We start from the raw sequence: 25,116 nt of genomic DNA, 5'->3' as shown, positions 1-25,116 counted from the left end.
ACCCGCCCGCCCCGCACACCCGTAAACCGTACGGAGAACCGCGATGAACCTGCTGCTCGCCGAGGTGGCCCAGGCCACCCAGCGGCTGGCCGACGCCGGTGTCCCCTCACCGCGATTCGACGCCGAGGAACTCGCGGCCTTCGTCCACGGGGTGAAGCGGGGCGCGCTGCACACGGTGCCCGACACCGACTTCGACGCCCGGTACTGGGAGACGATCGCCCGCCGCGAGGCCCGCGAACCCCTCCAGCACATCACCGGCCGCGCCTTCTTCCGCTACCTGGAACTCCAGGTCGGACCGGGTGTCTTCGTGCCCCGGCCGGAGACCGAGTCGGTCGTCGGCTGGGCGATAGACGCCGTGCGCGCGATGGACGTCGTCGAGCCCGTCGTCGTCGACCTGTGCACCGGATCGGGCGCCATCGCGCTCGCCATGGCGCAGGAGGTGCCCCGCTCCAAGGTGCACGCCGTGGAGCTGTCAGAGGACGCCCTCAGGTGGACGCGGAAGAACGCCGAGGGGTCCAGGGTCACCGTGCACAAGGGAGACGCCCTGAGCGCCCTTCCCGAGCTCGACGGCCAGGTCGACCTGGTGATCTCCAACCCGCCGTACATCCCGCTCACCGAATGGGAGTACGTCGCCCCCGAGGCCCGCGACCACGACCCGGAGATGGCCCTGTTCTCCGGCGAGGACGGCCTCGACACCATCCGCGGCATCGAGCGCACCGCCCACCGTCTGCTGCGCCCCGGCGGCCTCGTCGTCATCGAGCACGCCGACACCCAGGGCGGCCAGGTGCCGTGGATCTTCACCGAGGAGCGGGGCTGGGCGGATGCCGCCGACCACCCCGACCTGAACAAGCGGCCCCGGTTCGCCACCGCCCGCAAGGCCATGCCGTGACCGGCCCCCGGCACCACCACCCGTACCCGCACCTGTCCGAGGAGGCCGGCTGATGGCTCGGCGATACGACTGCAACGACGCCACCGACCGGACCACGGGTCTGCGCGAGGCCGCATCGGCCGTCCGCCGGGGCGAACTGGTCGTGCTGCCCACCGACACCGTGTACGGGATCGGTGCGGACGCCTTCACCGCGGAGGCCGTCGCGGACCTGCTCGACGCCAAGGGCCGGGGCCGCAACATGCCCACCCCTGTCCTGATCGGCTCGCCGAACACCCTGCACGGCCTGGTCACCGACTTCTCGGAGGAGGCCTGGGAGCTCGTCGACGCCTTCTGGCCCGGCGCTCTCACCCTCGTCGCCCGGCACCAGCCCTCCCTCCAGTGGGACCTCGGCGACACCCGGGGCACCGTCGCCATCCGGATGCCGCTGCACCCGGTCGCCATCGAGCTGCTCACCGAGGTCGGCCCGATGGCCGTCTCCAGCGCCAACCTCACCGGACACCCCGCGCCGGAGGACTGCGACGCCGCCCAGGGCATGCTCGGCGACTCCGTCTCCGTCTACCTCGACGGCGGCCCGACGCCCGGCATCGTGCCGTCCTCGATCGTCGACGTCACCGGCGCCACCCCGGTCCTGCTGCGCGCCGGCGCCCTCTCCGCGGAGGAGCTGCGCAAGGTGGTCCCCGACCTCGAGGTGGCCAATTGACCGCCCCCGAGGGGCGTGGCATAGCGGGGCGGACCGACACCTTCCGCATCCTCCACGTCAGCACCGGCAACGTCTGCCGCTCACCGATCACCGAGCGGCTGACCCGCCATGCCCTGGTGGACCGCCTCGGCGACCCGCTCAGCGGCGGCCTGATCGTGGAGAGCGCGGGCACCTGGGGCCATGAAGGCGCGCCCATGGAGGCCAACGCCGAGGTCGTCCTGGCCGACTTCGGCGCGGACGCCAGCGGCTTCGTCGGCCGCGAGCTCCTCGACGAGCACGTCATCCGCGCCGACCTGGTCCTCACCGCCACCCGCGACCACCGCGCCCAGGTCATCTCCATGGGCCACTCCGCGGGCCTGCGCACCTTCACGCTCAAGGAGTTCACCCGGCTGGTACGGGCCATAGACCCGGCCACCCTGCCCGACCCGCGCGACGAGGGCGTCGTCGAGCGCGCCCGCGCCCTGGTGCGCGCCGCCGCCGCGCTGCGCGGCTGGCTGCTGGCCCCGACCGCCGAGGCGGACGAGGTCTACGACCCCTACGGCGCCCCCATCACCTTCTTCCGCTCCATCGGCGACGAGATCAACCAGGCCCTCGACCCGGTCGTCACCGCGCTCACCGGCGTACGCGCCCCGAGCTGAGGGGCACACCCGCGCCGCACCGGGCGGCCGGTGCGCCGACCGGCGTACGGGATGCCGCGACAGCGGGCACGGCGCCCGGCCCCGGCCTACATTGGAGCTGACACCGGCACCCCTCGCCGGCGCACCCACCTCCAGGCCCGGAGCCGTCCCATGCCGGTCACCTCTCCCGCCGTACCCGCACCCGCAGCCGTGTCGCCCGCGCCCGACGCCCTGCCCCAGGACTTCGGCGCCCTGCTCCGCCAGGACCCGGAGGTCGCCGGGGTCCTGCGCGCGGAGAGGGACCGCCAGGCGAGCACCCTCCAGCTGATCGCCGGCGAGAACTTCCAGTCGCCCGCGGTCCTCGCCGCCCTCGGCTCCCCGCTCGCCAACAAGTACGCCGAGGGCTACCCGGGCGCCCGCCACCACGGCGGCTGCGAGCACGCGGACGCCGCCGAACGCATCGCGGTCCGCCGGGCCACCGCCCTCTTCGGCGCCGAACACGCCAACGTCCAGCCGCACTCCGGCTCCTCGGCCGTCCTCGCCGCCTACGCCGCGCTGCTGCGCCCGGGCGACACGGTCCTCGCGATGGGACTGCCGTACGGCGGACACCTCACCCACGGGGCGCCGGGCAACTTCTCCGGCCGCTGGTTCGACTTCGTCGGCTACGGCGTGGACCCGGACACCGGGCTCATCGACCACACCCGGCTCCGCGCCCTGGCCCGCGCCCGCCGCCCCAAGGCCATCGTCTGCGGCTCGATCTCCTACCCCCGCCACCCCGACTACGCGCTGTTCCGCGAGATCGCCGACGAGGTCGGCGCGTATCTGATCGCGGACGCCGCTCACCCGATGGGGCTGATCGCCGGGGGAGCGGCGCCGAGCCCGGTCCCGTACGCCGACGTGGTCTGCGCCACCACGCACAAGGTGCTGCGCGGGCCGCGCGGCGGCATGATCCTGTGCGGCGCGGAGCTGGCCGGGCGGATCGACCGGGCGGTGTTCCCGTTCACCCAGGGCGGGGCGCAGATGCACACGGTGTCGGCGAAGGCGGTCGCGTTCGGGGAGGCGGAGACACCCGCGTACACGCTCTACGCCCACCAGGTCGTCGCCCACGCCCGGGTGCTCGCCGCCGGCCTGGAGGCGGAGGGTTTCGAGGTCACCACGGGCGGCACCGACACCCACATCGTGGTCGCGGACCCGGCCCCGCTCGGCGTCGACGGCCGCACCGCGCGGATGCGGCTGGCGGCGGCCGGCATGGTCCTGGACACCTGCGCACTGCCGTACGGGGACGCCCGGGGCATCCGCCTGGGCACCGCCGCCGTCACCACGCAGGGGATGGACGACGGGGACATGGCCAGGATCGCCGCCCTGTTCGGAGCGGCCGTACGGGAGCCGGGCGATGTGAGCCCGATCGCGGCGGAGGTCCGTGAACTGGCCCTGCGCAATCCGCCGTATCCGGGGTAGGCGAGTCCCGTGGAACCATCACCCGTACCGTGGAGTCCTTGTTTCAGAGACTAGGGTGTGGGGCTCAGATGGCCGGCGAATTCTGTGGGGCAGCCCGTGCGTGATTACCTGCTGACGCTCTGTGTCACGGCAGCGGTGACTTATCTGCTGACCGGACCGGTGCGTAAGTTCGCCATCGCGGTCGGGGCGATGCCCGCGATCCGCGCGCGCGACGTCCACCGGGAACCGACTCCTCGGCTCGGTGGCATCGCCATGTTCGGCGGACTGTGTGCGGGACTGATCGTCGCCGACCACCTGTACAACCTGAACGGCGTCTTCGAACTCTCCAACGAGCCACGGGCGTTGCTCTCCGGCGCCGCGCTGATCTGGCTGATCGGCGTCCTGGACGACAAGTTCGAGATCGACGCGCTGATCAAGCTCGGCGGCCAGATGATCGCCGCCGCCGTCATGGTCATCCAGGGCCTCACGATCCTGTGGCTGCCGATCCCGGGCATCGGCACGGTCGCGCTCACCCCATGGCAGGGCACGCTGCTCACGGTGGCGCTGGTCGTCATCACGATCAACGCGGTCAACTTCGTCGACGGCCTGGACGGGCTCGCGGCGGGCATGGTGTGCATCGCCTCGGCGGCGTTCTTCCTGTACGCCTACCGCCTGTGGATGGGTTACGGGATCGAGGCGGCGGCCCCCGCGACGCTGTTCGCGGCGATCCTGATGGGCATGTGCCTCGGCTTCATGCCGCACAACATGCACCCGGCGCGGATCTTCATGGGCGACTCGGGCTCGATGCTGATCGGCCTGGTGCTGGCGGCGGGCGCGATCTCGATCACGGGCCAGGTCGACCCGGACAACATGCAGATCTTCGGCAGCGAGCGCGGGGCCACCCACGCGATGCTCCCGGTCTTCATCCCGCTGGTGCTGCCGCTGACGATCATCGCGATCCCGGCCGCCGACCTGGTCCTCGCCATCGTCCGGCGCACCTGGAACGGCCAGTCGCCGTTCGCCGCCGACCGGGGCCACCTGCACCACCGGCTGCTGGAGATCGGCCACTCGCACAGCCGGGCCGTGCTGATCATGTACTTCTGGTCGGCCCTGATCGCCTTCGGCGCGGTCGCCTACTCGGTGCACTCGGCCTCGATGTGGATCGTCTTCGTCATCATCGCGTCGAGCGCGGTGGGCCTGGTCCTGCTGCTGATGCCGCGCTTCACCCCGCGCGCCCCGCACTGGGCCAACCGCTTCGTCCCGCCGCGCTACCGGCACCGGGCGGCGGAGCAGGCTCCCGCCCCGTCGCCCTCTCACGGCGAGAAGCCGGCCCTGGCGGCCTCCGGGGCCCAACAGGGCGCGGCAGCCGCTCAGATGGGCGAGGAGACCGCCGAACGGGCCCCTGTGGCGGTCGGGGTGTCCGGCGTCAACGGCGCTACCGCGATCGGCGCTCGTTCGCGGTTCCCGGATCGCCGTTCCATCGACTCCTCGCGCTGACGATTCGGATCCTGCGGTGCATTACCAGACATTGCGCCGCCTTGTCGTGCACACACGCGCGGAGTAACCCTCATGTGTGACAGTTGGCACACTTTCCAGGTAAAGACCTCATCAAATAGTTTGTGATACCGTTCACGAGACCCGGCGACGGGGCCGAAGGACCCTGATGAGATGGTCTATTGGCCCGAAGATCCGCCTCGCGGACCGGGCCTACGCTCATCCCTAATGACCACTGCCCACCCCCTGCCATGCGGAGACACCGCCATGCCCTCCATCGACACCCGGATCCTGATTCAGGCTGCCGTACCCACCGTCGCCGTCGGCACCGTTGCTGCCGTCGTCGGCGGACTGGTCGCCGGCGGTCAGGGGGTGATCGGATCGGTCGTGGCAACGCTCGTGGTGGTCCTCTTCATGGGGATCGGGCTGTTCGCCCTTCAGTACATCGCCAAATCTCTGCCGAACCTGTTCCAGGCGGCGGCCCTGATGCTGTACCTGGCCCAGATCCTGCTGCTGTTCATCTTCATCGCGGTGTTCAAGGACACGTCCCTGTTCGACCCGAAGGTATTCGCGCTCACGCTGGTCGCCACCACGCTCACCTGGGTCGCCGGACAGGCGCGCGCCCAGGTGAAGGCGAAGATCTTCTACATCGACCCGGACTCGACCGACGGTGACAAGGGCAAGAACTCCGGGCACTCGTCGTGAGGCGTAGGGCCGGAATAAGGGCGCAGGTCGGACCCTGCTATCGTCCGGTGCGAGCTGCTGCATCGCGGGTTCGGGCCTCGCGGCTGCCGCCTAGCGCATCACCATGCGGGATGTCGCACAGTCGCTCCCACATCCGTTACACCAGTCCCGTGCCGAACCGCGGCTCCGATCCGCACCGACACTACGAGGTTGCCGTACCCATGCGCCACGCTGAAGGAGCTCGCGGTGAGTGCTGACCCTACACAGGTGCTCGCTTTCGAGACCGACTGCCACATCTTCGACGGCTGTGGCTTCCCCTCTCCCGGCCTGCACTCGTTCCTGTTCAAGCCCCTGTGGGGTGAGGCAAGCGGCAGCATGTACTTCAACAAGACGATGCTGCTCGCGCTCCTCGGCTCGGTCATCGTGGTCGGCTTCTTCTGGTTGGCCTTCCGGAAGCCAAAGGTCGTTCCCGGCAAGCTGCAGATGGTCGCCGAGACTGGCTACGACTTCATCCGGCGCGGAATCGTCCACGAGACCATCGGCAAGCGTGAGGGCGAGAAGTACGTCCCCCTCATTGTGTCGCTGTTCTTCTTCGTCTGGATCATGAACCTCTGGTCGATCATTCCGCTCGCCCAGTTCCCGGTGACGTCCAGCATCGGCTATCCGATGGTGCTCGCCGCCATCGTCTACGTCGTGTGGATCTCCCTGACCTTCAAGCGGCACGGTTTCGTCGGGGCCATGAAGAACTTCACCGGTTACGACAAATCGCTCGGTGCCGCGCTGCCCGTGGTCATGCTGATCGAGGCCTTCTCGAACCTGCTCGTGAGGCCCTTCACCCACGCCGTGCGACTCTTCGCGAACATGTTCGCCGGGCATATCCTCCTGCTGCTGTTCACCATCGCCAGCTGGTACCTGCTCAACGGCATCGGCATCGCCTACGCCGGCGTGTCGTTCGTGATGGTCATCGTGATGACCGGCTTCGAGCTCTTCATCCAGGCGCTGCAGGCCTACGTCTTCGTCCTGCTGACCTGCACCTACATTCAGGGCGCGCTCAAAGCGCAGCACTGAGTCACCCCTCCCCCAGTCAACCGGTGGCCAACCCCCACCGGCCCGTGAAGAAAAGGAAGAACTGGTATGTCCCAGACCCTCGCGGCCGTCACCGGCTCGATCGCTTCTATCGGTTACGGCATCGCCGCCTTCGGCCCCGGCATCGGCGTCGGCATCATCTTCGGCAAGGGCACCGAGGCCCTGGCCCGGCAGCCCGAGGCGGCCGGCCTCATCCGTTCCAACCAGATCCTCGGCTTCGCCTTCTGTGAGGCGCTCGCTCTGATCGGCCTGGTCATGCCGTTCGTCTACGGCCTGTAATCGTCTGATCCGCGACCAGACCACTAGACGAAAGGCACTCTGATATGAGCGCACTGCTCCATATCGCGGCCGAGGAGGCTCAGAACCCCCTCATCCCGGAAATCCCCGAGGTCGTCGTCGGCCTCCTCGCTTTCGCCATCGTCTTCGGCTTCCTCGCCAAGAAGCTGCTTCCGAACATCAACAAGGTTCTGGAAGAGCGCCGCGAGGCGATCGAGGGCGGTATCGAGAAGGCGGATGCGGCCCAGACCGAGGCCCAGAGCGTTCTTGAGCAGTACAAGGCTCAGCTCGCCGAGGCCCGTCACGAGGCCGCGCGTCTGCGCCAGGAGGCGCAGGAGCAGGGCGCCGTCATCATCCAGGAGATGAGGGCGGAAGGTCAGCGGCAGCGCGAAGAGATCATCGCCGCGGGCCATGCTCAGATCGAGGCCGACCGGAAGTCCGCGGCTTCCGCGCTGCGGCAGGACGTGGGCACACTCGCCACCGCCCTGGCCGGCAAGCTGGTTGGCGAGTCCCTCGAGGACCACGCCCGGCAGAGCGGCACCGTCGACCGTTTCCTCGACGAGCTCGAGGCGAAGGCCGAGGCCGTCCGATGAACGGAGCGAGCCGCGAGGCACTGGCTGCCGCACGTGAGCGTCTCGACGCGCTGACCGACAACACATCGGTCGACGCGGCGAAGCTCGCCGAGGAGCTGGCAGCCGTCACCGCGCTGCTCCACCGCGAGGTATCGCTGCGCCGGGTCCTCACCGACCCGTCGCAGGGCGGTCAGGCCAAGGCCGAGCTGGCCGGACGGCTGCTGAGCGGTCAGGTGGGCGGCGAAGCCGTGGACCTGGTCTCCGGCATGGTCCGTTCCCGCTGGTCGCAGTCGCGTGACCTGGTGGACTCGGTCGAGGAGCTGGCGAACACCGCAGACCTCACCGCCGCCCAGCAGAGCGGTGTCCTCGACGATGTCGAGGACGAACTGTTCCGGTTCACCCGGATCGTCGGCTCCGACAAGGAACTGCGCTCCGCGCTGACCAACCGGACGGCTTCCGTCGCCAACAAGGGTGAGCTGCTGCGCAGCCTGCTCGGCGGCCGGACGCAGCCCGCCACCGAGCGAATCGTCACGCGCCTCGTGACGCAGCCCCGTGGACGTAGCCTGGAGGCAGGATTCGAGTCCCTGTCCAAGCTCGCCGCGGAGCGCCGAAATCGCATGGTCGCCGTGGTCACCTCGGCGGTGCCGCTGTCCGATCGCCAGAAGCAGCGCCTCGGCGCGGCCCTGGCGAAGATCTACGGCCGGCAGATGCATCTGAACCTGGACGTGGACCCCGCGGTCCTCGGCGGGATCTCGGTGCGCGTCGGTGACGAGGTCATCAACGGCACGATCGCGGAGCGCCTCGCCGAGGCGACCCGCCGGATGGTCAGCTGACGGCGCACGAACCGCACCAACTGAACGAGCAAGAACAGCGGCCCGGTTGGGCCGTGCAGAAATTGCAGAAGATTCCTGGGGGTTGCCCCAGACCCCTTAAGAAACTTCGGGCCCAACAAGGAGAGCAGGGAACCCAGATGGCGGAGCTCACGATCCGGCCGGAGGAGATCCGGGACGCACTGGATAACTTTGTCCAGTCGTACCAGCCGGACGCGGCCTCGCGCGAGGAGGTCGGTACGGTCAGCGTTGCCGGCGACGGCATCGCGAAGGTGGAGGGTCTGCCCTCCGCCATGGCGAACGAGCTGCTGAAGTTCGAGGACGGCACCCTCGGTCTCGCCCTCAACCTCGAGGAGCGCGAGATCGGTGCGATCGTCCTCGGCGAGTTCAGCGGAATCGAGGAGGGCCAGCCGGTGCAGCGCACCGGTGAGGTGCTCTCCGTCGGCGTCGGCGAGGGTTACCTCGGCCGTGTCGTCGACCCGCTCGGCAACCCGATCGACGGTCTCGGCGAGATCGCGACCGACAGCCGTCGCGCCCTCGAGCTGCAGGCCCCTGGCGTCATGGTCCGTAAGTCGGTGCACGAGCCGATGCAGACCGGCTACAAGGCCGTCGACGCCATGGTGCCGATCGGCCGCGGCCAGCGTCAGCTGATCATCGGCGACCGTCAGACGGGTAAGACCGCGCTGGCCGTCGACACGATCATCAACCAGCGCGACAACTGGCGCTCGGGCGACGTGAACAAGCAGGTGCGCTGCATCTACGTCGCCATCGGTCAGAAGGGTTCCACCATCGCCTCCGTGCGTGGTGCGCTCGAAGAGGCCGGTGCGCTGGAGTACACGACCATCGTCGCCGCCCCGGCGTCCGACCCGGCCGGCTTCAAGTACCTGGCGCCGTACACCGGTTCGGCCATCGGCCAGCACTGGATGTACCAGGGCAAGCACGTCCTGATCATCTTCGACGACCTCTCGAAGCAGGCCGACGCCTACCGCGCCGTGTCCCTGCTGCTGCGCCGCCCGCCGGGCCGCGAGGCCTACCCGGGCGACGTCTTCTACCTGCACTCGCGTCTGCTGGAGCGCTGCGCCAAGCTCTCCGACGAGATGGGCGCCGGTTCGATGACGGGCCTCCCGATCGTCGAGACCAAGGCGAACGACGTGTCGGCGTTCATTCCGACCAACGTCATCTCCATCACCGACGGCCAGTGCTTCCTGGAGTCCGACCTGTTCAACGCGGGTCAGCGTCCGGCGCTCAACGTCGGTATCTCGGTCTCCCGAGTCGGTGGCTCCGCCCAGCACAAGGCCATGAAGCAGGTTTCCGGCCGGCTTCGCGTGGACCTCGCCCAGTACCGCGAGCTGGAGGCGTTCGCCGCCTTCGGTTCCGACCTGGACGCGGCCTCGAAGGCCTCGCTGGAGCGCGGTAAGCGCATGGTCGAGCTGCTGAAGCAGCCGCAGTACGCCCCGTTCCCGATGGAGGAGCAGGTCGTCTCGGTCTGGGCCGGCACCACGGGCAAGATGGACGACGTCCCGGTCGAGGACATCCGTCGCTTCGAGGCCGAGCTGCTGGAGTTCCTGCGCCGTGAGCGCAAGGACCTCCTGACCAGCATCGCCGAGGGCGGCAAGATGTCCGACGACACGCTGCAGTCGATCGCCGACGCGATCGCCGCCTTCAAGCAGCAGTTCGAGACCTCGGACGGCAAGCTCCTGGGCGAGGGCTGATCGATGGGCGCTCAGCTTCGCGTTTACAAGCGCCGCATCCAAGCCGTCACCGCGACCAAGAAGATCACCAAGGCGATGGAGATGATCGCCGCCTCGCGCATCGTCAAGGCGCAGCGCAAGGTGGCGGCGTCCCAGCCGTACGCGACCGAGCTCACCCGTGCGGTGACCGCGGTGGCGACCGGCTCCAACGCCAAGCACCCGCTCACCACCGAGGTCGAAGCCCCGACCCGGGCCGCGGTCCTGCTCGTCACGAGCGACCGCGGTCTGGCCGGCGGCTACTCCTCCAACGCCATCAAGGCCGCGGAGCGACTGCGGGAGCGCCTTGCCTCCGAGGGCAAGGAGGTCGACACGTACATCGTCGGCCGCAAGGGTGTCGCGTACTACGGCTTCCGCGAGCGCAAGGTCGAGGACTCCTGGACCGGCTTCACCGACAACCCGGCGTACGCCGATGCCAAGCGCATCGCCGCCCCGTTGATCGAGGCCATCCAGAAGGAAACGGCCGAGGGCGGCGTCGACGAGCTGCACATCGTCTTCACGGAATTCGTGTCGATGATGACGCAGAACGCGGTCGACGACCGGATGCTGCCGCTTTCGCTCGACGAGGTCGCCGAGGAGAGCACCCGCAAGGGTGAGATCCTTCCGCTGTTCGACTTCGAGCCGTCGGCCGAGGACGTCCTCGACGCCCTTCTGCCGCGCTACGTCGAGAGCCGTATCTACAACGCACTGCTGCAGGCGGCCGCTTCCGAGCACGCTGCCCGCCGCCGTGCGATGAAGTCGGCCACCGACAACGCCGGGGACCTCATCAAGAGCCTGTCCCGGCTTGCCAACGCGGCCCGCCAGGCCGAAATCACCCAGGAAATCAGCGAGATCGTCGGCGGTGCCAGTGCTCTGGCCGACGCGACCGCGGGGAGTGACAAGTAATGACGACCACTGTTGAGACGGCCGCTGCCACGGGCCGCGTCGCCCGGGTCATCGGCCCGGTCGTCGACGTGGAGTTCCCCGTCGACGCGATGCCGGAGATCTACAACGCCCTCCACGTCGAGGTCGCGGACCCCGCCGAGGACGGCGCCCGCAAGACGCTGACCCTGGAAGTCGCCCAGCACCTGGGCGACGGAGTGGTCCGCGCGATCTCGATGCAGCCCACCGACGGCCTGGTCCGCCAGGCCGCGGTGACCGACACGGGCGCGGGCATCACCGTCCCCGTCGGTGACATCACCAAGGGCAAGGTGTTCAACACCCTCGGTCAGATCCTGAACGAGCCGGAGGCCGAGGCGCAGATCACCGAGCGCTGGCCGATCCACCGCAAGGCCCCGGCCTTCGACCAGCTCGAGTCGAAGACCGAGATGTTCGAGACCGGCCTGAAGGTCGTCGACCTGCTGACCCCGTACGTCAAGGGCGGCAAGATCGGTCTGTTCGGTGGTGCGGGCGTCGGCAAGACGGTCCTCATCCAGGAAATGATCATGCGTGTGGCGAAGCTGCACGACGGTGTGTCGGTGTTCGCCGGTGTCGGTGAGCGCACCCGTGAGGGCAACGACCTCATCGACGAGATGACCGAGTCGGGCGTTCTGGAGAAGACCGCGCTCGTCTTCGGCCAGATGGACGAGCCGCCGGGGACGCGTCTGCGCGTGGCCCTGTCCGCCCTGACCATGGCGGAGTACTTCCGCGATGTGCAGAAGCAGGACGTGCTGCTCTTCATCGACAACATCTTCCGCTTCACGCAGGCCGGCTCCGAGGTCTCCACGCTGCTCGGCCGTATGCCGTCCGCGGTGGGTTACCAGCCGACCCTGGCCGACGAGATGGGTGTGCTCCAGGAGCGCATCACCTCGACGCGTGGTCACTCGATCACCTCGATGCAGGCGATCTACGTCCCCGCGGACGACCTGACCGACCCGGCCCCGGCCACCACGTTCGCCCACCTCGACGCGACGACGGTTCTCTCCCGTCCGATCTCCGAGAAGGGCATCTACCCGGCCGTGGACCCGCTGGACTCCACGTCCCGCATCCTGGACCCGCGCTACATCTCCCAGGACCACTACGCCGCGGCCAGCCGCGTCAAGGGGATCCTGCAGAAGTACAAGGACCTCCAGGACATCATCGCGATCCTCGGTATCGACGAGCTGGGCGAGGAGGACAAGCTCGTCGTCCACCGTGCCCGTCGCGTCGAGCGCTTCCTGTCGCAGAACACCCACGCCGCCAAGCAGTTCACCGGCCTGGACGGTTCGGACGTCCCGCTCGACGAGTCGATCGCCGCGTTCAACGCGATCTGCGACGGGGACTACGACCACTTCCCCGAGCAGGCGTTCTTCATGTGCGGTGGCCTGGACGACCTCAAGGCCAAGGCCAAGGAGCTCGGCGTCTCCTGAGCCTCCGGCTCACCGAGGGGGGTGGGTGTGTCCCACCCCCCTCACCACGCCCCGTAGAATTGACCCAACACCCGGCCGGGCGGCCGGGTGGTGACCCGAGGAGCCACCCTTGGCTGCTGAGCTGCATGTCGAGCTGGTCGCCGCGGACCGAAGTGTCTGGTCCGGCGAGGCCACCCTGGTCGTCGCGCGTACCACGTCCGGCGACATCGGCGTCATGCCCGGTCACCAGCCGCTTCTCGGTGTGCTGGAATCGGGCCCGGTGACGATCCGCACGAGCGAGGGCGGCACCGTGATCGCCGCTGTGCACGGTGGATTCATCTCGTTCGCGGACGACAAGCTGTCGCTGCTGGCCGAGATCGCCGAGCTGGCCGACGAGATCGATGTCCAGCGCGCCGAGCGGGCGCTGGAGCTCGCCAAGTCGGATGCCGACGCTGCCGCTGAGCGGCGCGCCGAGATCCGTCTGCGTGCGGTGGCGGTGCTCTAGCACCCCCACGGACAGATGTTTTTACTCAGCCGCGGCCCGAGCTGGAGCAATCCAGCCGTGTCGCGGCTGAGGCGATGCAGGTGCAATACGGTTTCGGTGTTCGTTACTCGACGATGCGAGGAGGTCGGTGGAGATGGTCCTCGCGTTGTGGGTGGGCTTGTCCGTCGTCGTCATGGTCCTGCTGGGACTGTTCGTCTTCGGCCTGCGCCGGCGGCTGATCCAGCGGTCCGGCGGAACCTTCGACTGCAGCCTGCGCTGGGACGTGTCGGAGGAACCCGATGCGCTCGGCAAAGGCTGGGTCTACGGGGTCGCCCGCTACAGCGGTGACCGCGTCGACTGGTTCCGGGTCTTCTCCTACGCTCCTCGCCCCCGTCGGGGCCTGGAGCGTTCTGCGATCGAGGTGATCGCCCGCCGGCTGCCGGAGGGCGAGGAGGAGCTGGCGCTCCTGTCCGACTCCGTCGTGCTCGGCTGTCTCCACCGGGGGACGCGCCTGGAGCTGGCGATGAGCGAGGACGCGCTGACCGGCTTCCTGGCCTGGCTGGAGGCGGCGCCGCCCGGCCAGCGGGTGAACGTGGCCTGAGCACGTCGCGTAGCTGTCGACGCACCTGCCGTGCACAGCGAAAAACCGGGGAGACGGGGGGCGGACCCGTCTCCCCGGTGCTTTTCCGGGGCGGTGCGGTGGTGCTGTTACGGCGTGGGGACTACTGGAGACCGCTGTTGATCGCGCTCACCAGTTCGCCGTTGGTGGTGTCACCGGAGAACTCCCAGAAGAACGCGCCTCCCAGGCCCTGGTTCTTCGCCCAGGTCATCTTCGAGCCGATGGTGGCCGGGGTGTCGTAGCTCCACCAGTTGGTGCCGCAGTGGGCGTACGCGGTGCCGGCGATGGTGCCGGTGGCCGGGCAGGAGCTCTTGAGGACCTTGTAGTCCTCGATGCCCGCCTCGTACGTGCCCGGGGCCGCGCCGGTCGCCGTGCCGCCGGGGGCGGACTGGGTGACGCCGGTCCAGCCGCGGCCGTAGAAGCCGATGCCGAGGAGCAGCTTCTTGGCCGGGACGCCCTTGGCCTTCAGCTTGGCGATGGCGTCGGCGGAGGTGAAGCCCTCCTGCGGGATGCCGGTGTACGGGTTCAGCGGCGAGTGCGGGGCCGTCGGGCCCTTGGCCGCCCAGGCGCCGAAGAAGTCGTACGTCATCACGTTGTACCAGTCGAAGGACTGGGCGGCGCCCGCGTAGTCGGCGGCGTCGATCTTGCCGCCGGCCGAGCCGTCCGCGGTGATGGCGGCGGTGACCAGGTTGCCCGCGCCGAACTTCGTCTTCACGGCCGAGGCGAGGTTCTTCAGCGCGGCCGGGCCGCTGGTGTCACAGGTGAGACCACAGGCGTTGGGGTACTCCCAGTCGAGGTCGATGCCGTCGAAGACATCGGCCCAGCGGGGGTCCTCGACCAGGTCGTAGCAGGACTGGGCGAAGGCGGCGGGGTTCTGCGCGGCCTGGGGGAAGCCGCCGGACCAGGTCCAGCCGCCGAACGACCAGAGGACCTTGATGTGCGGGTACTTGGCCTTCAGCTTGCGCAGCTGGTTGAAGTTGCCGCGCAGCGGCTGGTCCCAGGTGTCGGCGACGCCGTCGACGGACTGGTCGGCGGTGTACGCCTTGTCGTAGTCGGCGTAGGAGTCGCCGATGGTGCACTTGCCGTTCTGCACGTTGCCGAAGGCGTAGTTGATGTGCGTGATCTTCGCGGCGGAACCGGACGTCACCAGGTTCTTGACGTGGTAGTTGCGCCCGTAGACGCCCCAGTTGGTGAAGTAGCCCAGGTTGATCTTGTCGCCGCCGGGCTGTTCACCGCCGCCTCCGGTGGTGCGCACGGAGACGGAGCCGGAGACCGGGCCGGTCTGGTCGGCGGTGTCCCGGGCCTGCACGGCGTAGGAGTAGTCGGTGCCGGCGGTGAGGCCGGTGTTGGTGTACGTCGTGCCGGTGACCGTGGCGACCTTCGCGCCGTCGCGCAGCACGTCGTAGTTCTTGACGCCGTTGTCGTCGGTCGCGGCGCTCCAGCTGAGCTTCACCGAGGTGTTGGTGACATCGCTGGTGGTCGGGGTGCCGGGGGCCGAGGGCGGGTTGTCGCCGGGCACGCTGCCGCCGTCACAGGAGGCGCCGTTCAGCTTGCAGCCGGTGGGGGAGCCGGAGCCGGTGCCGTTGAAGCCGAAGCTGATGCTGGCGCCGGGCGCCACGGACCCGTTCCAGGAAAGGTTCTTGGCGGTCCAGTGGGTGCCGCTGCTGGTGACGGTGGCGTCCCAGGCGGAGCCGACCGAGGTGCCGGAGGGGAAGTCCCACTCGATGGTCCAGGAGGAGAGCGCGGTGGTGCCGGTGTTCTTCACCGTCCACTGGCCCTCGAAGCCGCTGCCCCAGTCCGACTTCTTGGTGTACGTGGCGGTGGCCGACGCGGCTGCCGAGGCGGGGGAGGCGAGCCCCACCATCGCGGCCAGCGGCACGACCAGCGCGGTCAGGCCCGCGACGACCTTGGATCTGCCGCTCGGGGTGGGGATCCATCTGAATCTGGAACGGCGTTGGGGGGTGTCAGTGCTCAACGGTGCTCCTCGGGTGAGGTCCAACAAACGGGGGTGATTCGTGGACTGCAAACCCTGCGCCGCCCTGAGTACGGGTGCTCTCGTACTCACCGCAGTGTGTGTCGGTGACAGTAGAAAGGTCTGGACCAACCGTCAAGAGGTCTGGACCAAAGATCGGTAACCCGATCAGATCCCCAACTCCTGGGCCAGAACGGCCGCCTGGACCCGGCTGCGCAGCTCCAGCTTGCCCAGCAGCCTGCTGACGTGGGTCTTCACCGTGGCCTCGGCCATCGAGAGGCGCAGCGCGATCTCCGCGTTCGACAGCCCCTCGCCCAGACACCCCAGCACCTCGCGCTCGCGCCGGGTGAGCGCGTCCAGCACCGCCGGATCGGCCGTTCCCCGACCGCGTACGGACGTCGATCCGGCGAACTCCGCGATCAGCCGGCGCGTCACGGCCGGGGCGATGAGCCCCTCGCCGCGCGCCACCGTCCGTACCGCCTCCAGCAGATCGCGGGCGTCGGTGTTCTTCAGCAGAAAGCCGGCGGCCCCCGCGCGCAGCGCCCCGAAGACGTACTCGTCCAGGTCGAACGTGGTCAGCACCAGGACGTCCGCGAGCTCCTCCGCGACCACCTGCCGTGTCGCCGACACCCCGTCGAGGCGCGGCATCTGCACATCCATCAGCACCAGATCCGGGCGGAGTTCACGCGCCAGGCGCACCGCCGCCTCGCCGTCCCCCGCCTCCCCGACGACCTCGATGTCCGGCGCGCTGGAGAGGATCAGCACCAGCCCCGCGCGCACCGCCGACTGGTCCTCCGCGACCAGTACCCGGATCGTCATTCCCTCATCGTCCTCTCCGTCACGGGCAGTTCGGCCCGCACCCGCCAGATCTTGGTTCCCCCGCCGTCCGGCTCCGCCCGCGCGGTGATCGTCCCGCCGAGCAGCGCCACCCGCTCCCGCATGCCCACCAGACCCGCCCCCGAGCCGGGCGCCGTGGGCCCGGACCGGCTGCCGAACACACTGCTCACCTCGACCGTCAGCAGCTCCCCGGCCCGGCCGAGCCGCACCACGACCGGCCCCGGCGCCGCGTGCTTGAGGGCGTTGGTCAGGGACTCCTGCACGATCCGGTACGCGGCCAGCTCGACGGGCGTCGGCAGCGCGCCGGCCCCCGGGCTCCGGGTGTCCTCCAGAGTGCAGACGAGCCCGCCGGACGCCCCGTTGACGTTCGCCTGCTCGATCAGGGCGTCCAGCGCCGCCAGCGTCGGGGCCGCGGCCGGGGCGTCGTCCTCGCCGCCCTCCCGAAGCAGGCCGATCAGCCGGCGCATCTCCGCGAGCCCCTCGACGCTGTTCTCGCGGATCACCTTCAGGGCGTTGCGGGAGGTCTCCGGATCGTCGATGGACAGGGCCGCGGTGGAGTGGATCGCCACGGCGGAAAGGTGGTTGGCCACCATGTCGTGCAGCTCCCGGGCCATCCGGGCCCGCTCGGCGATCACCGCCTGCCTCCGGTCCATCTCGGCCAGCCGCGCGGTCTGGGCGGCGGCCAGCCGGGCCGCGTCGGCGGCGGTGCGGTGGGTGCGCACGCTGACTCCGGTGAGGGCGGGGATGAAGGAGACCAGCCCGATGACCAGGCCGATCAGCAGCGCCTCCGGCTTACGGAACCAGGCCAGGAAGCCGATCGTGGACGCGACGGTGATCAGGAGGGTGGCCACCGGGAGGCGGCGGGCGGCGGCCGGGCTCCCGTACAGCACGGCCGCGTACATGACGTCCGTGAACATCAGGATGGTGGCGAGGTTGCCCCAGGTGAACTGGTCCGCCACCAGCGCGAGCGCGCCGATCGTCAGCGCCGTGCGCGGGGCGGTGCGGCGCAGCAGCTCGGCCGCGGCCATGGCGGTCAGCGGTACGAGCGTGACCCAGGGCGCGGAGAAGGAGTGGCCGCCCTGGGTGTGGAGGCCCAGCAGCCACAGGAGCAGCCCCCCGAGCAGCCCGGAGACGGCGAGGGCCACCGCGTCGCGGTCGGGGCGGATCGAGGTGAGCACCCCTCCATCCAACACGCACCGCCGCCGCCGGACCTCCCTTCGCGGGCCGATCCGCGACTACATCGAACGATGCAGTCCCGTTTCGTCACTGCCGACGACGTATCCGCGCCCGGCGGCCGGGACGCTGAAAGGGAACGGGAGGAGAGAGTCGTGATCGCCCTACTGGTCGTGGCCTGCGAGGTCGCATTCTGGGTTCTGCTGGCCGCCGGACTCGCTCTGCGGTACGTCGCGAGGAAGCCGAAGCTCGGCGCGGCCGTGCTGCTGTGCGAGCCGCTGCTGGAGGTCGTGCTGCTGGTGGTGACGGCCGTCGACCTGAAGAACGGGGCCGAGCCGGACTGGAAGCACGGCCTGGCCGCCGTCTACATCGGCTTCACGGTCGGCCTCGGCCACCACACCATCAAGAAGGTGGACGCCTGGGTCGCCCACCGCTGGTTCGGCGGCCCGCCGCCGGTCAAGCCCCCGAAGTACGGCACGGCCCGCGCGATCCACGAGTGGCGTACGGCCGCCCGCTGGATCCTCGCCGCGGTGGTCGCGGCGGGCCTGCTCCAGGCGGCGATCTGGTACGTCGGCGGGGGAGGGGACACCGAATCGCTGCGGATGTGGCAGCAGAAGATGGGCTGGGTCGTCGGCATCAACCTGATCATCGCCGGGGGCTACACGGTGTGGCCCAAGCAGGCGCCCCGGGACGCGGTGACGGACCGCGAGCCGGCCGACCGCTTCTAGGGCCTACCGTTCGCCGCCCGGCACCCACAGCACGTCTCCGACCTCCTTGTTGGCGCTCCGCGCCAGGATGAACAGGAGGTCGGAGAGGCGGTTGAGATAGGTGGCGGTCAGCGTGTTCATGGAGTCGCCGTGCACCTCCAGGGCCGCCCAGGTGGACCGCTCCGCGCGCCGGACCACGGTGCAGGCCTGGTGCAGCAGGGCGGCCCCCGGCGTACCTCCCGGGAGGATGAAGCTGCGCAGCTTCTCCAGCTCCTCCAGGAAGGTGTCGCAGTCCGCTTCCAGCTTGTCGATGTACGACTGCTCGACCCGCAGCGGCGGATACTTCGGGTCCTCCACCACGGGGGTGCACAGGTCCGCGCCCACGTCGAAGAGGTCGTTCTGGACGCGGACGAGGACCTTCACCACGTCCTCGGACAGCTGCCCCAGCGCGATGGCGGTCCCGATCACCGCGTTGGCCTCGTTGGCGTCCGCGTACGCCGAGATCCGCAGATCGGTCTTGGCGGTGCGGCTCATGTCGCCGAGGGCCGTGGTGCCCTGGTCGCCGGTCCGGGTGTAGATGCGCGTCAGATTGACCATGGGGTCAGCCTAGTTACGCTCCGGCCCGCCGGAAGACCCGTGTGCCCACCGTCACGGCCGCGGCGGCGAAGCCCACGGCGACCAGGACCCCGTAGAGCATGTGCGCGGTGGCGTACGAGCCGCTGTAGGCGTCCCGTACCGCGTCCACCAGATAGCGGAACGGGGTGAAGTGCGAGAGCACGTCCAGCCAGCCGGGACCGAGCGTGATGGGCAGCATCAGCCCGGAGAGCAGCATGGCCGGCATCGTCACCGCGTTGATCACCGGCCCGAACTCCTGCGGGGTGCTGACGCGCATGGCCAGGGCGTACGAGAGCGAGGCCAGCGAGAGCGCCAGCACGGCGGTGAACGCGAAGCCGATGAGGACGCCCGCCAGCGGAGCGCGCAACCCCATGAGCAGCGCGGCGAGCACCAGCAGGACGGCCTGGAAGGTGAACAGCAGGGCGTCGCGCAGCACCCGCCCCAGCAGCAGGGCCAGCCGGCTGACCGGGGTCACCCGCATCCGCTCCACCACGCCCGTCGACTTCTCGACGATGATCGCGAAACCGGCGAAGGACGCGCCGAACAGGCTGAGTTGGAGCAGCAGGCCGGGCACGAGGATCTGCCAGGAGTCGGCGGGGGAGCCGAGCGGCAGGTCCTGGAGGAGCGGGCCGAAGAAGAACAGATAGAGCAGCGGCATCAGCAGGCCGAAGAGGACCTGGAAGCGGGAGCGCAGGGTCTGCCGGGCGTACCGCCCGAAGACGATCGCGGTGTCGTGGAAGAGCACTGATGAGGTCCTATACGGCTACGGGGGCGGTGTCGGCAGGGGCGACGGGGCGTCCGGTGGCGGCCAGGAAGGCGTCCTGGAGGGAGGCGTCGGGGGAGCCGGCGTACCGGGTCTTCAGTTCGGCGGGGGTGCCCTCGGCGACGACCGTGCCGCCGTCGATCAGGATCAGCCGGTCCGCCAGCGCGTCCGCCTCGTCGAGATAGTGGGTGGTCAGGACGACGGTGGTGCCGGTCTCCTCGCGCAGGCTCCGCACCAGGTCCCACAGGTCGGCCCGGCTGCCGGGGTCCAGGCCCGTGGTCGGCTCGTCCAGGAAGAGCACGGCCGGGCGGTGGGTGAGGCCCATGGCGATGTCGAGCCGCCGCCGCTGGCCACCGGAGAGGCTCACCGCCTTCCGGTCGAGCAGCCCGTCGAGGCCGAGCGCGGCGGCCAGCTCCTCGGCGCGCGCGGCCGCTTCCGACCGGCTCAGCCGGTACAGCCGGCCCTGGGTGACCAGCTCCTCCCGGACGGTCAGATACGGGTCGACGCCGCCGGACTGGGCGACGTACCCGCAGACCGCGCGGACGGCGGCGGGGTCGGCGAGCAGATCGTGACCGGCCACGGTGGCCGCGCCGCCGGTCGGGGTGAGCAGCGTCGTGAGCATGCGCAGGGTGGTCGTCTTGCCCGCGCCGTTGGGGCCGAGGAGCGCGACGATCTCTCCCGCGCGGATGGTCAGGTCGATGGAGCGGACGGCTTCCACCGGGCCGCTCGGGGTCGTGAAGGTCCGGGCGAGCCCGGCGGTGCTGATGACGGTCATGCGGCCAGAAAAACAGAGTGACCCCAAAAATGCAACGTCTCCAAAAATCTAAGTCACCCCAAAAATGTGCTGACCTCATGATCGTCCGGCGCGTCCTACGATGGGGGCATGGCTGAGGGACTCAGGGAACGCAAGAAGCGCCAGGCCAAGCAGCGCATCTCGGACATGGCGACCGGGCTGTTCCTCCAGCACGGCTTCGTCACGGTGACCGTCGCCGAGATCGCCGACCTGGCCGATGTCTCCGTGAACACCGTCTACAACTACTTCCCGGCCAAGGAGGACCTCTTCCTCGACCGGATGAAGGGCGTCACCCAGCGCGTCGCCCGGTACGTCCGCGCCCGCGACAAGGGCGAGTCGGCCGCCGAGGCCGTCCTGCGCGAGGTGCGCGCCGCCGTCGTCGCCGTCTCCCCGGAGTTCGGGCTGATGGACGGCTTCGCCGACTTCATGCGCGTCATCGAGGAAGCCCCCACCCTCAAGGCCCGCCTCTGGTACCTCCAGCAGGAGGTGCTCCAGTCCGTCGTCGCCACCCTGCGCGAGGACACCGGCGCGAGCGAGGACGACCCGCTGCCGCTCCTCGTCGGCGGCCAGATCGCCTGGATCGAACACGCCCTGGTCGGCTATGTCAGCCAGGAGATGATGAAGGGCCGCAAGGCCGTCGAGGTCTCCCGGGACGCCCTCGGCGTCCTCGACGACATCGAGGGGCTGCTCGGCGACCAGGTCCTCAACTACGCGCGGCGCGCAGCCGAATGACGCGTCCCGGTGTGATGTCCGTCATCTGAGACGTGACGCGCATCTCTTCACCGCCCCAGCGCGCCCGACGGGTACTAACCTCCGCCGGAGAGCAATGTGAACCGCCGTGAACAAACGCGCACGGGCGAACAGAAACCAAGGGGTGCGAACGTGGCCAGGAAGCTCGCCGTCATCGGGGCCGGACTCATGGGATCCGGGATCGCGCAGGTCTCCGCCCAGGCGGGCTGGGACGTCGTGCTGCGGGACGTCACCGACGCCGCGCTGACCCGGGGCCGTGACGGCATCAAGGCCTCGTACGACAAGTTCGTCTCCAAGGGCAAGCTGGACGCGGCCGACGCCGAGGCCGCCCTCGCCCGCATCACCACGACCACCGACCTCGACGCCGTGGCCGACGCCGACGTCGTCGTGGAGGCCGTCTTCGAGAAGCTGGAAGTCAAGCACGAGATCTTCCGCACCCTGGACAAGGTCGTCGGCGAGCACACCGTCCTCGCGTCCAACACCTCCGCCATCCCGATCACCAAGATCGCGGCCGTGACGGAGCGTCCGGAACGCGTCGTCGGCGTGCACTTCTTCTCGCCGGTCCCGATGATGCAGCTCTGCGAGCTGGTGCGCGGCTACAAGACCAGCGACGAAACCCTCGCCACCGCCCGGGAGTTCGCCGAATCGGTCGGCAAGACCTGCATCGTCGTCAACCGCGATGTGGCGGGCTTCGTCACCACCCGGCTGATCTCGGCGCTCGTCGTCGAGGCCGCCAAGCTGTACGAGTCGGGCGTCGCATCGGCCGAGGACATCGACATCGCCTGCAAGCTGGGCTTCGGCCACGCGATGGGCCCGCTCGCCACCGCGGACCTGACCGGCGTCGACATCCTGCTGCACGCCACCGGCAACATCTACACCGAGTCGCAGGACGAGAAGTTCGCCGCCCCGGAGCTGATGCGCCGGATGGTCGACGCAGGTGACATCGGGCGCAAGAGCGGGCAGGGGTTCTACACGTACTGACCGGATCCGCCCCCTCGGCCCGTCGGCCCGCCGCCGTCCGGGCCGGGGGAGCCGGGAATTTTACCCGGCGGTGACCGGACTCCGATGAACCGGAGTCACTCCACCGAGTGAATTCGGTATCGGTTTGCTTACAGACGGCAACTTCCCTGTCGTTGCGGCAGTCAGTGGTGGCAGAGGCAGGGCCGGCGAAGAACAGACAGACGGACCTCGCGGACAGACGGTCCGTAAGGGCAGACAGACTTTCTACGGAGCATGACCGGGGAGCGCATATGCACATCAGGGGCGACCACGCCGAGCTGGTCGTCGGGGGCCGCCTCGACGTCCGAAGCGCGGCGGACGCCCGTACGGTCCTGCACTCGGCCGTGGACGACGGAGTCGGCGACCTCGTGCTGGACCTGACCGAGCTGGACTCCTGGGACGCCACCGGACTCGGCGTCATCATGGGGGCCCACCGCCGGGCCGGACGGGCCGGACGCCGTCTCGTGCTGCGCGGCGTTCCGCCGCAGATGCAGCGCCTTCTGGTGGCCACCCGGCTGCACCGCATCCTGGCCATCGAGGGCGGCATCGCCGCGGAGTCGCTGCCGCGCGTCTAGAGGTCGTCCGGGCGGCCGAGGCCGTACGGAGAGCTGAGAAAGTCACGCAATCCTCACCGGAACGTGACGACCTGGACGGCGTGGCACCCCGGCGCTTCATGAATACTGTGCCAAGGTCTAGGGTTCGGCCGTCCGCCGAATGACACCGAACCCATGGGCGGACACCGGACCGGAAGCGACAGCGGGGCGTGCGAGGCCGGGAGGGGCAACCACGCACGACGCGTCTGGGGGACTTTGCGATGGACCCGACACACCGGGCACCGGAAGAGTACGGGCAGGGCCACGACCGCTCCGGCGGCGACCCCGGCCACCGCCGGCCGTCCCGCGACTCCGGCGGCGCCGACTTCGGCGCGCAGACACCGCAGCAGGTCCGCGTCGTCCAGCTGACCGCCGGAGACCTGCTGCTGACGGTCAACCCCGTCGACGGCAGCGAGGTCGAGGCCTGCCCGCCCGGCTCGGGCCCCGAGGCCCCGGTCCGCCGTACCCCCGCCGAACGCGCCGACCACGAACGCGCCGGCGCACCCCCCGTGCCCGCGGGCCCGCCCGCGCCGCAGCTGCCCCTCCTGGAGCGCGAGGAGGAGCGCGAGCGCCTGGTCCGCCTGCTGGCGCGCGGCCGCAGCGTCCGCCTCACCGGCCAGGTCGGCTCCGGCCGCACCGCGCTGCTCGACGCCGTCGCCGCCGACTGCGCGGACCTGGCCCCCGACGGGGTCGTCCGGCTCAACGGCCGCGGCCGCACCGGCGCCGATCTGCTGCACGCCCTCTTCGACACCGTCTACAAGGCCCCCAGCCACCGCCCCGACCGCGACGAACTGCTCGCGCTCGTCCGCGGTATCGGCGCCGTCGTCACCATCGACGACCTGGAGATCGGCGGAGCGGCCCTCGACGAACTGCTCGCCGCCACCCCCGAGTGCGCCTTCCTGCTCGCCGCCACCCCCGACATCACCACCCCCGGCGTCGACGCCCACCTGGAGGAGGTGCTCCTCGCCGGCCTCGGCCGCGGCGCCTCGCTGGCCCTGCTGGAGAAGGTCGTCGAGCGGCCCCTCGCCGAGGACGAGCGGAACTGGGCGGGCGACCTCTGGTTCGAGTCCGAGGGCCTGCCGCTCCGCTTCGTCCAGGCCGGATCCCTCCTCGTCCAGCGCGACCGGCTGCGCGTGGACCCCGAAGCCTTCGACGAGTACGACTACTTCGAGCCACGTGCGGAAGACGCGCCTCCACCGCCCGGAGCGCCCACCGCCGAGACCCTCGACCTGCCCCTGCCGAGCCTCGGCGAGGGCGCGGCGCCCGCCGTGCTGCTCGCCTCCCGGCTCAGCGAGGCGGCCCGCGCGACGCTGCGCTTCGCCGTCGCCCTCGGCGGCGAGGTGCCCCACCAGGCCCATCTACCGGCCCTGGTCGGCGACACCCACGCGGACGCCGCGCTCGGCGAGCTCGCGGGCTGCGGCCTGCTCTCCCCGGCCGGTCCCCGCTACCGCCTCGCCGCCGGAGTCCTCGCCCAGCTGGCGGCGTCCGGTTACGAGGACGACGCCGCCGCCCACGCCCGTACCGCCGCCCAGCACTACGCCTGGTGGACCTCGCACCCCTCGGTCACCCCGCGCCGGGCCGTCGCCGAGGCCGACGCGATCGTCGCCTCGCTGGCCCGGCTGGTCCCGGGCGACGAGGTGGGAGCGGCCAGCGCGGCCGTCCTGCTGGCCCGCAGCGCCTCCCCGGCCTTCGCCGCGGGCCTGGGCTGGGGAGCCTGGGAGCGGGCCCTCAGGATCGGCCAGGAGGCCGCGAGGATCGCCGGTGAGGTCGCCGAGGAGGCCTACTTCCACCACGAGTTGGGCGTCCTCGCGCTCTGCACCGGCAACCCGGACCGGGCCCGGACCGAGCTGGAGACCTCCATAGGCATGCGCGGCGCGCTCGCCGACAAGTCCGGGGCCGTCGCCGGACGCCGCGCGCTGGCCCTGGTCGCGGACCGCTCCGGCGACTTCCAGCCGTTGAACCGCACCCCCTCGGGCGACGAGGTGCCCGTCGTACGCCAGGACGCCCCGGGCACGCCGCCCGGCGGGATGCCGGGGGCGCCGCTGTTCGTCCGGCACCCCGCCGAGGATGAGCCCACCGTTCTCTCCTCGCTGCCGCCCGGCCCGGCCGCGCGCCGGAACGGCGGGCGCGTCGCGGTCCTGGGCGGCGCCCGGCGCAACCTGGCCGCCGCGG

Annotated in this window: 26 protein-coding genes; 20 read left to right on the top strand and 6 right to left on the bottom strand. The window is 70.2% G+C overall.

Going from position 1 to position 25,116, the window contains the following annotated elements; genetic code table 11:
- Positions 1-43 precede the first annotated feature (43 nt).
- The 15 genes from prmC to G3I54_RS22050 all read left to right on the top strand — a co-directional run bounded on the left by prmC (position 44) and on the right by G3I54_RS22050 (position 13,724).
- Complete coding sequence (gene prmC, locus G3I54_RS22120; protein ID WP_007447711.1) at positions 44-889, top strand: peptide chain release factor N(5)-glutamine methyltransferase; 846 nt, start codon at positions 44-46, stop codon at positions 887-889.
- 52 nt (positions 890-941) lie between these two features.
- Positions 942-1,589 (top strand): L-threonylcarbamoyladenylate synthase, encoded by a 648-nt coding sequence (locus G3I54_RS22115; RefSeq protein ID WP_164616615.1) that lies wholly within the window; start codon positions 942-944, stop codon positions 1,587-1,589.
- Entirely contained in the window at positions 1,586-2,227 is a 642-nt protein-coding gene (locus G3I54_RS22110) for a protein-tyrosine-phosphatase (RefSeq protein ID WP_137233501.1), read from the top strand. The genes G3I54_RS22115 and G3I54_RS22110 overlap by 4 nt, the downstream gene beginning before the upstream one ends.
- 150 nt (positions 2,228-2,377) lie before the next feature.
- Entirely contained in the window at positions 2,378-3,664 is a 1,287-nt protein-coding gene (glyA, locus tag G3I54_RS22105) for a serine hydroxymethyltransferase (RefSeq protein ID WP_164616614.1), read from the top strand.
- Positions 3,665-3,748: 84 nt separating this feature from the next.
- Positions 3,749-5,140 carry an MraY family glycosyltransferase gene (locus G3I54_RS22100; protein ID WP_343240387.1) on the top strand — a complete coding sequence of 464 codons (1,392 nt, stop codon included), beginning with the start codon at positions 3,749-3,751 and terminating at the stop codon, positions 5,138-5,140.
- A gap of 264 nt (positions 5,141-5,404) precedes the next feature.
- Positions 5,405-5,842 (top strand): hypothetical protein, encoded by a 438-nt coding sequence (locus tag G3I54_RS22095; protein WP_164616612.1) that lies wholly within the window; start codon positions 5,405-5,407, stop codon positions 5,840-5,842.
- Positions 5,843-6,067: 225 nt separating this feature from the next.
- Positions 6,068-6,889 (top strand): F0F1 ATP synthase subunit A, encoded by an 822-nt coding sequence (atpB, locus tag G3I54_RS22090; protein WP_343240386.1) that lies wholly within the window; start codon positions 6,068-6,070, stop codon positions 6,887-6,889.
- 66 nt (positions 6,890-6,955) lie between these two features.
- Entirely contained in the window at positions 6,956-7,186 is a 231-nt protein-coding gene (gene atpE, locus G3I54_RS22085; RefSeq protein WP_164201926.1) for an ATP synthase F0 subunit C, read from the top strand.
- Positions 7,187-7,230: 44 nt separating this feature from the next.
- Entirely contained in the window at positions 7,231-7,776 is a 546-nt protein-coding gene (locus G3I54_RS22080; RefSeq protein ID WP_164616611.1) for a F0F1 ATP synthase subunit B, read from the top strand.
- On the top strand, positions 7,773-8,588 hold the full coding sequence (locus G3I54_RS22075) for a F0F1 ATP synthase subunit delta (RefSeq protein WP_164616610.1): 816 nt from the start codon (positions 7,773-7,775) through the stop codon (positions 8,586-8,588). Before G3I54_RS22080 ends, G3I54_RS22075 begins: the two co-directional genes overlap by 4 nt.
- Positions 8,589-8,725: 137 nt before the next feature.
- The gene (atpA, locus tag G3I54_RS22070) at positions 8,726-10,297 is read left to right on the top strand and encodes a F0F1 ATP synthase subunit alpha (RefSeq protein WP_030580920.1); all 1,572 of its coding nucleotides are present in this window, start codon (positions 8,726-8,728) and stop codon (positions 10,295-10,297) included.
- Positions 10,298-10,300: 3 nt separating this feature from the next.
- Positions 10,301-11,218 carry a F0F1 ATP synthase subunit gamma gene (locus G3I54_RS22065; protein WP_164616609.1) on the top strand — a complete coding sequence of 306 codons (918 nt, stop codon included), beginning with the start codon at positions 10,301-10,303 and terminating at the stop codon, positions 11,216-11,218.
- On the top strand, positions 11,218-12,660 hold the full coding sequence (atpD, locus tag G3I54_RS22060; protein ID WP_030580926.1) for a F0F1 ATP synthase subunit beta: 1,443 nt from the start codon (positions 11,218-11,220) through the stop codon (positions 12,658-12,660). The genes G3I54_RS22065 and atpD overlap by 1 nt, the downstream gene beginning before the upstream one ends.
- Before the next feature lie 109 nt (positions 12,661-12,769).
- Positions 12,770-13,144, top strand: coding sequence for a F0F1 ATP synthase subunit epsilon (locus G3I54_RS22055; protein ID WP_010060164.1), 375 nt, complete (start codon positions 12,770-12,772; stop codon positions 13,142-13,144).
- Between the two features lie 133 nt (positions 13,145-13,277).
- On the top strand, positions 13,278-13,724 hold the full coding sequence (locus G3I54_RS22050) for a DUF2550 domain-containing protein (protein WP_164616630.1): 447 nt from the start codon (positions 13,278-13,280) through the stop codon (positions 13,722-13,724).
- 121 nt (positions 13,725-13,845) lie between these two features.
- On the opposite strand, the gene G3I54_RS22045 is transcribed toward G3I54_RS22050, so the two are convergent.
- From G3I54_RS22045 to G3I54_RS22035, 3 genes are all read right to left on the bottom strand, one after another.
- Positions 13,846-15,717 (bottom strand): glycoside hydrolase family 18 chitinase, encoded by a 1,872-nt coding sequence (locus G3I54_RS22045; RefSeq protein WP_164616608.1) that lies wholly within the window; start codon positions 15,715-15,717, stop codon positions 13,846-13,848.
- A gap of 165 nt (positions 15,718-15,882) precedes the next feature.
- Positions 15,883-16,533: a response regulator transcription factor gene (locus G3I54_RS22040; RefSeq protein ID WP_164616607.1), complete on the bottom strand. Its 651-nt coding sequence runs from the start codon at positions 16,531-16,533 to the stop codon at positions 15,883-15,885.
- Complete coding sequence (locus G3I54_RS22035) at positions 16,530-17,729, bottom strand: histidine kinase (protein WP_164616606.1); 1,200 nt, start codon at positions 17,727-17,729, stop codon at positions 16,530-16,532. Before G3I54_RS22035 ends, G3I54_RS22040 begins: the two co-directional genes overlap by 4 nt.
- A gap of 150 nt (positions 17,730-17,879) precedes the next feature.
- Between G3I54_RS22035 and G3I54_RS22030 the strand changes: the two genes are divergently transcribed.
- A complete protein-coding gene (locus tag G3I54_RS22030; RefSeq protein ID WP_164616605.1) occupies positions 17,880-18,452 on the top strand; it encodes a hypothetical protein in 573 nt (190 codons plus the stop codon).
- A gap of 3 nt (positions 18,453-18,455) precedes the next feature.
- On the opposite strand, the gene G3I54_RS22025 is transcribed toward G3I54_RS22030, so the two are convergent.
- The 3 genes from G3I54_RS22025 to G3I54_RS22015 are packed head-to-tail and all read right to left on the bottom strand — an operon-like array spanning position 18,456 to position 20,584.
- Positions 18,456-19,028, bottom strand: a complete 573-nt coding sequence (locus G3I54_RS22025; protein ID WP_164616604.1) for a cob(I)yrinic acid a,c-diamide adenosyltransferase — start codon at positions 19,026-19,028, stop codon at positions 18,456-18,458.
- Positions 19,029-19,041: 13 nt separating this feature from the next.
- Positions 19,042-19,791 (bottom strand): ABC transporter permease, encoded by a 750-nt coding sequence (locus G3I54_RS22020; RefSeq protein ID WP_164616603.1) that lies wholly within the window; start codon positions 19,789-19,791, stop codon positions 19,042-19,044.
- 10 nt (positions 19,792-19,801) lie between these two features.
- On the bottom strand, positions 19,802-20,584 hold the full coding sequence (locus G3I54_RS22015; protein WP_164616602.1) for an ATP-binding cassette domain-containing protein: 783 nt from the start codon (positions 20,582-20,584) through the stop codon (positions 19,802-19,804).
- Positions 20,585-20,692: 108 nt separating this feature from the next.
- Between G3I54_RS22015 and G3I54_RS22010 the strand changes: the two genes are divergently transcribed.
- The 4 genes from G3I54_RS22010 to G3I54_RS21995 all read left to right on the top strand — a co-directional run.
- The gene (locus tag G3I54_RS22010) at positions 20,693-21,334 is read left to right on the top strand and encodes a TetR/AcrR family transcriptional regulator (protein WP_164616601.1); all 642 of its coding nucleotides are present in this window, start codon (positions 20,693-20,695) and stop codon (positions 21,332-21,334) included.
- Between the two features lie 150 nt (positions 21,335-21,484).
- Positions 21,485-22,333 carry a 3-hydroxyacyl-CoA dehydrogenase family protein gene (locus G3I54_RS22005; RefSeq protein ID WP_030079294.1) on the top strand — a complete coding sequence of 283 codons (849 nt, stop codon included), beginning with the start codon at positions 21,485-21,487 and terminating at the stop codon, positions 22,331-22,333.
- A gap of 269 nt (positions 22,334-22,602) precedes the next feature.
- Positions 22,603-22,926, top strand: coding sequence for an STAS domain-containing protein (locus tag G3I54_RS22000; protein WP_003966237.1), 324 nt, complete (start codon positions 22,603-22,605; stop codon positions 22,924-22,926).
- A gap of 239 nt (positions 22,927-23,165) precedes the next feature.
- A partial coding sequence (locus G3I54_RS21995; protein WP_164616600.1) for an ATP-binding protein occupies positions 23,166-25,116 on the top strand: 1,951 nt, incomplete at its 3' end.

This window comes from Streptomyces sp. SID14515 (genome assembly GCF_010548505.1).
Taxonomy (GTDB): domain Bacteria; phylum Actinomycetota; class Actinomycetes; order Streptomycetales; family Streptomycetaceae; genus Streptomyces; species Streptomyces caviscabies.
Note: the sequence above shows the minus strand (reverse complement) of the source record. Positions and strands in the feature narration are given on the sequence as shown.